Raw genomic sequence first — 11797 nt, forward strand, 5'->3', positions numbered from 1 at the left:
CTTATTTATCCGTTAATAGTTTTTTTAATTCGTCCCATCTGGGATCACTTTCTTCTTTATTTTCTTTTTCGTCTTTTGCTTTAGGCTGAAGCTCTTCTAATTTATCCAAAGCTTCCGATTTTAATGTGCCATCTGCTATTCCAGGGTGCACTCTTTTTTGAGGCACTGCTAAAACAAGCATTTCATAAACGTACTGAGCAATATTCACTTCATATTCCCCATGAGGTAATATTAAAATTTCATCGTCTTCATTATTAAATGCTTCTCCAAACTTAACTATTAATTGTATATCAGAATCTACTGATTGATTATAAGGTTCGTTTGTAGTATCGCAGTTAACATTTACGCTACCTGATGCTATAAAATCAAGCTCCATCATAGTGCTCGTTTTATTTAATAGTACAGTTAAATTAACATCTGCACTATTAAATTCATCATATTCAAAAGATTCAAAGAACTCGTTTTTAATTACGTACTTAAACTCATGTTTCCCTTGCTTCAATCCTGAGAAAGGAATAGTAAACTCCTTTTGCTTCATCGTATAAACACTTAAATTTTAGAACGCCCACCCAATTATAGGGGGGTGCAAAGATACTATTATTTTAATAATACCCAATTTTTACTCATTAAAATTAAACAATAAATCATTGTGTTTTAATACAATACTTATTTTCTAGTAATTTTTTGCTTTTTTAATGGGTTTGCTGTTAGCTCTAAATACTCTTCTCTATTTCTAAAAATATGTATTGCAGAAAATACTGCTTCTTTAAAAGAGCTATGGTCTGCCTTACCTTTTCCTGCTATTTCATAGGCAGTTCCGTGATCCGGAGAGGTTCTTACTTTGCTTAAACCTGCAGTATAATTTACCCCTTTTCCAAAAGATAAAGTTTTAAAAGGAATTAACCCTTGATCATGATAAGCCGCTAAAATAGCATCGAACTTTTTATACCCATCTGACCCAAAAAAACTATCTGCAGCATAAGGACCGTAAACTAAATGCCCTTTATTAGCCAATTCTTTAATAACTGGCTTCAAAATTTTATCATCTTCTATACCTATTACACCATTATCTCCGCTATGCGGATTTATTCCTAAAAGTGCAATCTTAGGCTTTGTAATTCCAAAGTCCATCTTTAAAGAATTCTCTATTACCTCAATCTTATCATTAATTAGTTTAGTAGTAATTGCAGCAGATACATCTTTAACGGCAACATGATCTGTTAAAAGACCAACTTTTAAATCATCGGTTACCATAAACATTAAACTCTGCCCATTTAATTCCTTAGCCAAATAATCTGTATGTCCTGGAAAATTAAATTCTTTACTTTGTATGTTATTCTTATTAATAGGAGCAGTTACCAAAACATCTATCTTGCCTTGTTTTAATGCTTCTACAGCCTTTTGTAGGGATTTAATAGCAAAACTACCTCCTTCTGGTGTTGCTTCTCCAAAATTTAACTTTGGAGTTTCTTTCCAAACATTTACTACATTAAATTTACCATCTAAAGCTTTAGATGCATCTGGTACACCATTATAATTAATTGGTATTTTTAAATGATTTTTTTGTTGTGATATTGTTTTGTTTGATGCAAAAACAATTGGGGTACAAAAATCTAGCATTCTAGAATCTGCAAAAGTTTTTAAAACAACTTCACAACCTATACCGTTTAAGTCTCCTATAGATATACCTAATTTAATTTTCGCTTTTTCCTGCATTATATCTTTACCTTTGTATCTAAATATTTTGCGCAAAATTACTTAAATAAAACGACACATGTTTACAGGAATAATTGAAACACTTGGACAAATTACTAATTTAGAGAAAGAAGGAAGTAATTTGCATATTACAGTTACATCTAACATTACTTCCGAATTAAAAATTGATCAGAGTGTTGCTCATAATGGTGTGTGTTTAACTGTTGTTACTATAAAAGACAAAGAATATACTGTTACAGCTATAGAGGAAACTTTAAAAAAAACAAGTTTAAATAACCTAACTGTTGGAGAAAAAGTAAACCTAGAACGTGCCATGATTTTAGGTTCAAGGTTAGATGGTCATATAGTTCAAGGGCATGTAGACCAAACTGGTATATGTACTTCTATTTCCGAAAAAGATGGTAGTTGGTTTTTTTCTTTTGAATATGATGCTACTTTAAACAACCCAACTATAGAAAAAGGTTCTATTACTATTGATGGCACAAGTTTAACCGTAGTAAATTCTGGTAAAAACACCTTTAGTGTAGCTATTATTCCTTATACGTATGAACATACCCGTTTTGGTTCCTATAAAGTAGGAACTGTAGTTAACTTAGAATTTGATGTTATTGGTAAATATGTTTCTAAATTAATGGCAAACAGAGGGTAATTACAAAATATCTTCTTTAAGAGCTTTCCATAATTTTATAAGCACTAAGGCAGAAATCATTGCAATACCCGTTAAGGTTAGCGCCAACGTTGTTTTGCCATATATCCAATATCCTGTAGCAAACATACATGTATAAATAAGTATACAACCCGCAATCATTGCATATATACCTTTAGGTACGCTCCACTTTTCATCTTTGTTTTTAATAGATATATTGTTTTCTGATGCTTTAACTTCTACACTCTTCCAACCTGGACCGCCTGGTTGTATTTTTTTATAAAAATTTTGTAAAACTTCTGGAGATTCTGGTTGTGTCATAAAAGTAGCTACCAGCCATATAACGGTGGTTACTAATACCACAAATGGATACTCCATCCAATCTGGGAAAACACCTGTTTCTACAGCAAAAAAGAAATCACCAATAGGGGTAAATTTTAAAATAATAGCTATTAAACCCGAAGCAAACATTGCGGTAATTTCGCTCCAAGCATTTATACGCCACCAAAACCATCGTAAAATAAATATAAGTCCAGTACCTGCTCCAAAGGTTAAAAGAACATCAAAAAGTTGTAGTGCATTTTGTAATAGTAATGCTAAGCCTGCACTTAATACCATTAAAAAAACTGTTGATAATCTACCAATAGCTACTAACTTTTTTTCTGATGCATTTGGATTAATTTGTTGTTTATAAAAATCGAAAACAATATAGGAAGAACCCCAATTTAATTGTGTAGAGATTGTACTCATATATGCAGCAATTAAAGAGGCTAACACTAGTCCTAAAAGTCCGCTTGGAAGTTTAGTAAGCATTGCAGAGTACGCTAAATCATGCCCTAATTTGTCCTCAGAAACAGTAGGAAAAGCTTCTTGTATACTAGTAATATCTGGAAAAACAACTAAAGATGCTAATGCCACCAAAATCCATGGCCAAGGTCTTAAAGCATAATGCATAATATTAAAAAAGAAGGTTGCGCCAATGGCATGGTTTTCATCTTTTGCAGCTAACATTCTTTGGGCTATGTACCCACCACCACCAGGCTCTGAACCAGGATACCATGAGCTCCACCACTGTACTGCTAAAGGAATAATAAATAATGTTATAAGTGCTTTTTTATTACTAAAGTCTGGTAAAATAGATAGTTTATCACTAACATTTTCATTAGCCATTAAGGCTTTTATACCACCAACTTCTGGAATATTTACAAGGAAATACGCAGCGCCAATAGATCCTGCCATTGCTACAAAGAATAACAAAAAATCAGTATAAACAACACCTTTAAATCCGCCTAAAGCACTAAAAATAACGGTTATTACTCCCCCGCAAATAACGGTTTGCCAGGGTTCTAAACCAAGCATTATGCTACCAATTTTTATAGCTGCAAGTGTTACTCCTGCCATAGTAATTACATTAAAGAAAACTCCTAGATAAACTGCTCTAAATTTTCTTAAAAAACTAGCAGGATTGCCTCCATAACGTAATTCATAAAACTCTAAATCTGTTTTTACATTAGATTTTCTCCATAATTTAGCATATACAAATACGGTTAATAATCCTGTAATTAAAAATGCCCACCATACCCAATTACCAGAAACACCATTTGTTCTAACAATATCTGTAACCAAATTAGGGGTGTCTGTCGAAAAAGTAGTTGCTACCATGGAAAGACCCAAAAGCCACCAAGGCATTGTTCTTCCAGATAAAAAAAACTCCGATGAGTCCTTTCCAGATTTCTTAGAAACAAAAAAACCTACCCCTAAAACAATTAAAAAAAAACCAATTATAAGCGTATAATCTAATGCACTTAAAGTCATATAGTATTCTTGATTGGTATTAAAGGTATTACATTTTTATATATACTTTTACGTAATCTTATATAATTACATAATATGGTAACATTAATTTCTTTAGAATTAACAAGTATGCAGTGGTTTTTGGCATTATTATCTGCATTTATTATTGGAGTTTCTAAATCAGGTATTAAAGGCATAGCAATATTAAATGTTACATTAATGGCTCTTGCTTTTGGAGCTAAAGAATCTACTGGTTTAATTGTTCCTTTACTTATTTTCGGAGATATTTTTGCGGTTATTTATTATAATAGACATGCCCAATGGAAATATATAGTACGCTTTTTACCTTGGATGATGCTAGGCGTACTAATTGGTGTTTTTATTGGAAATGATTTAGATGAGTTAACCTTTAAAAATAGTATGGCTATTGTTATCTTAGGTAGTGTTATATTAATGTATTGGTGGGATCGCAAAAAGTCTAAAAATGTACCTACGCATTGGGCTTTTGCAGGAAGTATGGGTATAATGGCAGGAATAACAACAATGATAGGTAACTTAGCTGGAGCTTTTAGTAATATCTTTTTTTTAGCAATGCGTTTACCAAAAAATGAGTTCATTGGTACTGCAGCATGGTTATTTTTTATTATCAATATTTTTAAACTCCCATTTCATATTTTTGTTTGGGAAACAATTACGGTAGACTCTTTTCTATTGAACCTAAAGTTAATTCCTGGAATAATAATTGGCATGTTTGTAGGCATAAAACTTGTGAGAATTATTAAAGATGATTTTTATAGAAAAATGATTTTAATGCTTACTGCAATAGGAGCGTTATTAATTTTAGTGCGTTAGTTTTCTTTACACTTATTTTTAAATAAAAAAGCTTCCAAGAATTAACTTGAAAATCCACTAGCCAATGGCCGCTTTCCTGTTTGTTTGAGAGTGACCAAAGATAGACGCACTAAATACTTTAAAACTCTTTTCAGTATTCCAGAAAATGAATGGGATATAAAAAGCGGTCAATTCAATGAATGAAATACAAATTACATTCAGAATAATCGTCTACTGAATAAAGTTCTAGATAGGGCTATGAAAATTTACGGTAACTTAGAAATGCAGACTGAAGATTTTGAAAAGCATTTTAGGACTAATTCAATCCCCGCTCGTCAAAAAAAGGTCTTTTTCTTTTTGTCTTTCTAATATATTTTTATTTCAATTCTTTCATTATTTTTTCGAGGAGTATTTCAAAATCAAGTGATTGACCGTATATCATACTATTCTGCATTTCTTTATAATCAGATTTGTAGCTATCTAAAAATTTGCTAGGCGATATAATGTTAAGATCTTGTAAAGTGAAATCTTTATAATCTGTATTCTTCAAAGGTGTTAGTACACTTCTATGTACAATAATACTTTCCAAAAGAACTGTGTTTTTTAAAGCATCTTGCCCATATTTAGAATATAAAGTCTCCAAATTCATCTTTACTCTCTTTTATTAACTATAACCTATTTTTTAATTTTTTCTATTAATGATTTTAATTATGCGACAATTATTAAAAGAACCTTGTATTTAGATACTTAAAAACTTGATTTATTACGGATTTCTGTAAACATATATGCCTCAATTTTAGCTATTTTTAATGCCTAAAACCAACATAAGATGCTAAAAAAATTATCTTGCATTCTTCTTTTCTTTCTTTCCTTAAATATATTTTCTCAAGAAAATACTATCAACTTAGTTTCATGGAATATACAGGATTTTGGGAAAACAAAAAATAGTGAAGAATTAGATAAAATTTCTGAAATTGTTAAAGAAGCTGATATTATAGCCATACAAGAAGTAGTTGCTGGTTTTGGTGGGGCGCAAGCAGTTGCTAAGCTTACTGCTATTTTAAACAGAAAAGGAAATAAATGGGATTACGCTATAAGCAATCCAACAAATAGCTCTAAGTATGTAACAGAACGTTATGCTTTTATCTGGAAAACAAAGCATCTTAAAATTAAGAATAGAGGTAGGTTAATTACTGAATTAGATTCTGTAATAGATAGAGAACCTTTTATTTTAGATTTTTATATAAATAAGAAAAAATTATCTATTATAAACTATCATTCTAGACCTTATAATCAAGACCCAGAAAGTGAGATTAAAGCATTGACCAAGTATCTCATAAACTCATTAAACACAAATCTAATACTTGCAGGAGATTTTAATGTAAACGAATCTAAACCTATATTTAACAACCTTAAGAATAATGGTTTTACTGCTGCCATTACCAAACAAAAAACAACCTTGAAAAAAGTTTGTAAGCAAAATCATTATCTAAACCATCCTATTGACAATATTTTTTTTTCTAAACATATTAAAAGAAAGGATAGCGGAATTTTAGATTTTGTACTGTTTTGCGAAAATTTAGAAAGAGCCAGAAAACTATCTGATCACTTGCCTGTTTATCTGAAGTTTAGTTTTTAATTACCCAAACTTCCTAATGCAAACACTTCTATATGATAGATAGATTTTTCCTTTAACAATTTTACTTCATCAAAAATAAATTCAACCTCTTCCGCGTAATATGATAACAAATATATTTGTTTTGACTTCATATCTACTTCCAGATTGTTGAACTGAAGCTTTAATTACATCTCATATCCATCGCCGCCTTTATTTATTATCTGACCCGCAACTTTCATACTATAATTAAATAGAGTACTTAAAGTTCCTCCTGCTAATGAGTTAGTTATTTCAGGCTGGTAGTAGAACTGATTTGAAAATTGATTGATAATCTCCCAAAACGATTACTACAATAGCTAAAAATATGACTATAATAATCTGTTTATTTTTCATTAATACGGTTTAATTTTATAAACAACAAATATGATTAAAGCCATAATTATTAAGGAGGGTAAACACCCGCTATTTTTTGCTTTAGAAAAATTTTTACGATACCGTAATCCAGGAGTACCAGTTCTCACAGAATACCCTTTAGAACTTACACTTCCTATTTTATTTCTATAACTAGAAGTAATACTAGATTTATTAATATTAACTCCTAGACCTTTAACTACTTTAATTCTCTTATTAAACCTGAATGCCATGATTATTCTTTTAAAATAAAATTTCGGATTATTTTATCCATATTTGATGGCAAATCAGCTTGCTTAATTTCAAAATTCTTTACATTCATTTCCTTAAACCACTTACTCCAATAAGCTCTAATTACATCTTCTTCATAAGGATTTTTATCATCTGGATTTACACCTAGGACTAGAATTTCTAGACTGGATAAATCATTATCTAAAGTTAAAAACCCATAATCTTTATTATCAAACTTATCTTCCCATTTGGAGTTGTTAAGCCCATTATTCTTTATGACTTGAGGTGTTAAAAAAGATGCTCTATTATTTTCCTTTATTCTAGTGTCCTTATGATAAATGTATCCATCTGTTAAAATCACTAAAATGTTTCTATACCTTTCTTCAATGCAATAATCATTCACCTTATTTTTAAAAAATCGCCAAGTATCAGACCCTACATAGTGATCATCTTTAATCGCCGATTCATAAATTAATTTAGAAATGCTATCGTATTTTTTACAAGTCATAAAAATTTTCTTCTTGGTAACATTCTCCTTATTAAAAGAAATTTTAAGCGCATTAAGTTTTATATTTAAATTGTTGTCTGAAGGTTCTGGGTCTATAAATACTTGTATTTTGTCATCTATTTTTATCATTTTTTTGTTCATAATATGGGATTCTAGAGTTTGGGCTATTGACTTTAGATAACCAACATCTCTTAAATAGAAATCCATTGCGGGAGAAGGATTTTTTTTTGGATTTATTCTATCAGATAAATCCAAAAGTAGACTAATATTAAGATTTTCGTTATTCGATAAAAGTTTTATAAAGCTATGATTATGAATTATCTCTTCAGACTTTGACTCTTCTTTACAGGAAATAAAAGTTGTGAGTAATACAGATAGTATCAATAAGAATTTAATATATTTTTTCATAATATCAATTAATGAGTTTGTATAATCTTCCTTCATAGCTTTCGTCGGCTATATCATGGGCTAGTAGGTGGTTTTTTTCTTCCTCAATGCACTTTGACAACAATTCGCTCCTAACTTTTTCTCCTTTGAAGTTATCAGTTATAGCCAAAAACCAGCCTTTCACATATTCTGCATGAAATGTGAGATAATGTTTATTGGAAAAGATAAAACCATCTATTGTTCTTTGGAGGTCATTAATTTTTCCTTCTATTCCAGAAATTTCCTCTATTATTGGATTAAGTTTTTCAATTTGATTGTCAATTCCTTTTTTGTAGTTCTGTATATCCTCTCTTTTTGCTCTAATAAAAGATTTTATCTTATCAAAATTATCATACTCCTTCATGATAAAATCAAATACTAATCCCCATATGATATAGACTACAAAACCCGCAAATATTATCCCCCAAAACTCTGCTTTTATGAAGGCTATTTGCACATTGAACTCAGGTGAATTAAGAGTTTTTTCAATATCATAAATCTTTTTTTCGATTTGATAAGCTAGTATTGCATCAAAAATAAAAGTGATTATGAACAAGATTCCAATCTTGAAGTATGATAGCCAGTTTTTATGTTTTTGAAACATGTGAATTAGATAGCCTAATCCCATAAACGCAAAAGGTATAGTTGCTACAAAAACTCCCTCCAGCCAACCATCATTTACGGCTTTTGTCAAAGCATTCGCATCAAAAATTGCATTGGTAAGCTGTTCAGTATTAAATGTTTTAAAAAAAGCAGAATAGGAAGCTGATATGTAAAAAACTAGTAAGTAAAAGGTAATAGGAATAAGTACAATTAACCCTAAATAAAATTGAGCCTTTGGTTTTCTATCAACATCTTCTACATACTTTTCTGGATTATGTTTTACATCTGCTATTTCATTTTTATATGTTGAAATTTTATTTTCTAAACTAGCAATAGCTTCTTCTATAATTCCTTTTATTGTTTTTCTTTTTTTTAATTCTATTTCATATTTACTTTTTTCTTGTACATATGGTTCTTTTAATTCTTTCTGAAGCTCATCATTTTCTCTACATTTTCCTTTGTAATCCATATAGACATTTTGTAAGCATGCTCTGAAAACCATATAATTGCCTTCTGCTTGTTTAGAAGAACCGTAACCACTTTCAAAAAAAGTAAGTTTAATTTTTTTTACATCTTCTTCTTTTGGTCTTTCAATCTCTAATAATGGAGTGCTTTTTTTTAAAGAAAATATTTTTTTTAAGGCGCTCATGTCAATCTTTAATTTTGCTGATTAATAATTTTTTAGAAACTTTTTCTTTAGCATTATTTAGAAGAAATTCACATAAATCATCTATGTTTTCCTCTAAAAATTCAAATTTTAAACAGTATTTTTTTAAAGTATTTACCTCATCTTCGGTCGCTATATCATCGGCCCAAATCATTAAGGCTAAATCATATAAATATTCTATTTTTTCATCTAAATTTTCTGGTATAGATGAGCCTTCTGAAGGATTTAATAATATCTCGTTTAATTGATCTTTGCTAACTCCTCTTTCTTCTGCAAACTTGTACAACATTTGCAATTCAAGCACATCAAATTTATCATCTGAGATAGCTATTTGGTAAAGTCTTAAAAAGTGACTTTTTAGTTCTGTTGATACATTTATTTTTTCCATAGATTTAGTAATTACCATTTTCACAGGGTATATTATCATTGTCTCTATCTAAAGATGTATTTATAGCTAAGACTAAAAAGAAAATTAGAACTCCTAAGCAACCCATTTTGTTATTCTTATTTTTAACTTTTCTATTTTTCATTCCTTTATTCACAAAATGTCCTTGAACATATGTTCCATCTTTTTTATAGTACCCTCTTCTGTAACTCATTTTTTTGAAACTATATGTTTAAAATCAGTCTACTATTTCAGCTATTGGTGCATTAACCATAACAGAAGCTATTCCTTTATCTCTCCCTTGTGTAGAGGTGTATTTTGTTCACTTGTTCCTATAACTTGACCATTAGAAGCTTTGAGGTTAAAATAAGATTTTCCGTTTATAGCTGGCTTCTTTTCATAATTACCTTCATCTTGCGCATTTAACTTTACTGAAGTGATACCATCCTTACAACTTTGCTTAGTAGTATACATTTCACTAGTTAAAATAATTTCTCCATTTCCTGCTTTAAGGTTAAAATAGAATTGATTGTTGGTACTGTTTTTAATTTCGAATTTTGGTTGTCCCATTATTACTTTTTATTTAAATTATTATTACTCCAAATCTATACCCACTAAAAGACAATTCCTTACAGATATCTGTAAAACAAAAAAGAATGGTATAAACCATTCTCTTTCTTCTTACTTAAATAAAAAGTCCTAATCTTCCCAACCACATAAGGTTCTACCTATTCCTTTTGCTTTAGATAAAGTAACTTCATAAACGTTTGTAGAGCAGTTAGATAATCCTCTGCAGTGTTTGCTGTAGTGATATCGTTTACTTCCCTTTCCTTTGCAGATATAGACATTGGTATCTGCTTTTTTTATTCTGAAAGAAAATAATAAAAGAAGTGACAATAAGAGTAAAGTTACTTTCATATTTTATTCATTGAGCTTCATTTTATTTATTAATGTTTTTGCTATATTTTCCTCACCAATAATTTGATGGTTAGGTAATATCATTTTAATTTTATTGTCTATTGGATTTTCAAAAATTTCAAATCCATGTCTGCAATTTTCGTATCGGAATCTAAAAGCTTTTAAACCTTCCCATAAACCATTTTTTGAAGTTTCTTCAAAAACATAATTTGAACAAGATTTTCTAAATATGCATTTCCTTCGTTTTGATTTTGGGATTAAAAACCAATAGATTTTAATCATTATTAAAAGAAAAATTTTCATTTTATCTTTGAAAAACAATCATTTGTCTTGTAGTTGTATATCCAGGCTTAGCTCCTAATCCAAAACACCCTGAATCTGGATGTACAAAAGTTGAAACACTCTCTAGACGGATATATTTCCAACCTTGATTGGAATGATGTTTTATGATTTCTTCTAGTTGATATGCTACTTGTGTTGAGTTACCTTTTTTAGAATCAATTGAAGCAACAAAAGGGATTACTTTGTATTCCATAACTTACCCTTTATAACCATTTCGCCTTGCATTATCAATACAATCCGATTTGTTAACATAACCTTGTGTTGAAGCTCCAACTATCCTTCCATTTGAAGCAGTTCTTCTCCATCTCCATTCTTTACTAGCATCTTGATAAAATTCCCATTTGTCCATAATATTTTTGTTTTTAAATTAATAATACCTCAAACATACCCGCATAAAACAAGAATCCCTTACAGATATCTGTAAGGGATTGTTATTATTTAAATAAAAATGTTGTACGGTCGAACGTAGTCGATACCTAATTAAAATTAGCTTTTAAATAAGCCCATCACGAGTTAGTATCGCAATAAGCTGAGTGGTGTTTTTTGCGCCAAAATCTGTATTATACTGAAATAGGTTGACCTTTTTTTTTGTCTTTTTTGTCCGTTCAAAAGATTTTTTTCAGCCGTTTGGAAGGCAAAAAAATAGTTTGAACTAGGCCTGTTCTTAAATTGTTAATTCAGGTAAATTTACATTATTTTTT

At 29.9% G+C, this 11797-nt stretch carries 18 protein-coding genes and 1 pseudogene; 4 read left to right on the forward strand and 15 right to left on the reverse strand.

Going from position 1 to position 11797, the window contains the following annotated elements:
- Position 1 precedes the first annotated feature (1 nt).
- Positions 2-538, reverse strand: coding sequence for a DUF177 domain-containing protein (locus Q0945_RS15185; protein WP_299436221.1), 537 nt, complete (start codon positions 536-538; stop codon positions 2-4).
- A 128-nt stretch (positions 539-666) separates the two neighbouring features.
- Positions 667-1716 carry a 4-hydroxythreonine-4-phosphate dehydrogenase PdxA gene (pdxA, locus tag Q0945_RS15190; protein ID WP_299436224.1) on the reverse strand — a complete coding sequence of 350 codons (1050 nt, stop codon included), beginning with the start codon at positions 1714-1716 and terminating at the stop codon, positions 667-669.
- Positions 1717-1774: 58 nt separating this feature from the next.
- Between pdxA and Q0945_RS15195 the strand changes: the two genes are divergently transcribed.
- Positions 1775-2365 (forward strand): riboflavin synthase, encoded by a 591-nt coding sequence (locus Q0945_RS15195; RefSeq protein WP_299436227.1) that lies wholly within the window; start codon positions 1775-1777, stop codon positions 2363-2365.
- On the opposite strand, the gene Q0945_RS15200 is transcribed toward Q0945_RS15195, so the two are convergent.
- The gene (locus Q0945_RS15200; protein ID WP_299436230.1) at positions 2366-4177 is read right to left on the reverse strand and encodes a sodium:solute symporter family protein; all 1812 of its coding nucleotides are present in this window, start codon (positions 4175-4177) and stop codon (positions 2366-2368) included.
- 75 nt (positions 4178-4252) lie between these two features.
- Here Q0945_RS15200 and Q0945_RS15205 point away from each other — a divergent pair, with 75 nt between their 5' ends.
- Complete coding sequence (locus Q0945_RS15205; protein WP_299436233.1) at positions 4253-5008, forward strand: sulfite exporter TauE/SafE family protein; 756 nt, start codon at positions 4253-4255, stop codon at positions 5006-5008.
- A 66-nt stretch (positions 5009-5074) separates the two neighbouring features.
- A pseudogene (locus Q0945_RS16170) lies at positions 5075-5191 on the forward strand (Arm DNA-binding domain-containing protein); the annotation flags it as partial.
- A 172-nt stretch (positions 5192-5363) separates the two neighbouring features.
- On the opposite strand, the gene Q0945_RS15210 reads toward Q0945_RS16170, so the two are convergent.
- Positions 5364-5636: a hypothetical protein gene (locus Q0945_RS15210; protein WP_299436236.1), complete on the reverse strand. Its 273-nt coding sequence runs from the start codon at positions 5634-5636 to the stop codon at positions 5364-5366.
- A gap of 180 nt (positions 5637-5816) precedes the next feature.
- Here Q0945_RS15210 and Q0945_RS15215 point away from each other — a divergent pair, with 180 nt between their 5' ends.
- Positions 5817-6626, forward strand: a complete 810-nt coding sequence (locus Q0945_RS15215) for an endonuclease/exonuclease/phosphatase family protein (protein ID WP_299436239.1) — start codon at positions 5817-5819, stop codon at positions 6624-6626.
- Positions 6627-6997: 371 nt separating this feature from the next.
- Here the strand turns inward: Q0945_RS15215 and Q0945_RS15220 are convergent, their stop codons facing one another.
- The 11 genes from Q0945_RS15220 to Q0945_RS15265 all read right to left on the reverse strand — a co-directional run bounded on the left by Q0945_RS15220 (position 6998) and on the right by Q0945_RS15265 (position 11445).
- Positions 6998-7249: a hypothetical protein gene (locus tag Q0945_RS15220; protein ID WP_299436241.1), complete on the reverse strand. Its 252-nt coding sequence runs from the start codon at positions 7247-7249 to the stop codon at positions 6998-7000.
- A gap of 2 nt (positions 7250-7251) precedes the next feature.
- Positions 7252-8163, reverse strand: a complete 912-nt coding sequence (locus tag Q0945_RS15225) for a hypothetical protein (protein ID WP_299436244.1) — start codon at positions 8161-8163, stop codon at positions 7252-7254.
- Between the two features lie 4 nt (positions 8164-8167).
- Positions 8168-9433, reverse strand: coding sequence for an ABC transporter permease (locus tag Q0945_RS15230; RefSeq protein ID WP_299436247.1), 1266 nt, complete (start codon positions 9431-9433; stop codon positions 8168-8170).
- Between the two features lies 1 nt (position 9434).
- Entirely contained in the window at positions 9435-9839 is a 405-nt protein-coding gene (locus Q0945_RS15235) for a hypothetical protein (protein WP_299436250.1), read from the reverse strand.
- Positions 9840-9843: 4 nt separating this feature from the next.
- Complete coding sequence (locus Q0945_RS15240) at positions 9844-10050, reverse strand: excalibur calcium-binding domain-containing protein (RefSeq protein WP_299436253.1); 207 nt, start codon at positions 10048-10050, stop codon at positions 9844-9846.
- 24 nt (positions 10051-10074) lie between these two features.
- The gene (locus tag Q0945_RS16175; protein WP_366136588.1) at positions 10075-10122 is read right to left on the reverse strand and encodes a hypothetical protein; all 48 of its coding nucleotides are present in this window, start codon (positions 10120-10122) and stop codon (positions 10075-10077) included.
- Positions 10119-10406 carry a YegP family protein gene (locus Q0945_RS15245; RefSeq protein WP_366136585.1) on the reverse strand — a complete coding sequence of 96 codons (288 nt, stop codon included), beginning with the start codon at positions 10404-10406 and terminating at the stop codon, positions 10119-10121. Before Q0945_RS15245 ends, Q0945_RS16175 begins: the two co-directional genes overlap by 4 nt.
- A 129-nt stretch (positions 10407-10535) precedes the next feature.
- Entirely contained in the window at positions 10536-10754 is a 219-nt protein-coding gene (locus Q0945_RS15250; RefSeq protein WP_299436257.1) for a hypothetical protein, read from the reverse strand.
- 3 nt (positions 10755-10757) lie between these two features.
- A complete protein-coding gene (yidD, locus tag Q0945_RS15255) occupies positions 10758-11036 on the reverse strand; it encodes a membrane protein insertion efficiency factor YidD (protein ID WP_299436260.1) in 279 nt (92 codons plus the stop codon).
- Positions 11037-11058: 22 nt separating this feature from the next.
- Positions 11059-11289 (reverse strand): hypothetical protein, encoded by a 231-nt coding sequence (locus tag Q0945_RS15260; protein ID WP_299436263.1) that lies wholly within the window; start codon positions 11287-11289, stop codon positions 11059-11061.
- A 3-nt stretch (positions 11290-11292) separates the two neighbouring features.
- Positions 11293-11445 (reverse strand): DUF1508 domain-containing protein, encoded by a 153-nt coding sequence (locus tag Q0945_RS15265; protein WP_299436266.1) that lies wholly within the window; start codon positions 11443-11445, stop codon positions 11293-11295.
- Positions 11446-11797 lie beyond the last annotated feature (352 nt).

Source organism: uncultured Maribacter sp., assembly GCF_947500405.1.
In the GTDB taxonomy this organism is placed as follows: domain Bacteria; phylum Bacteroidota; class Bacteroidia; order Flavobacteriales; family Flavobacteriaceae; genus Maribacter_B.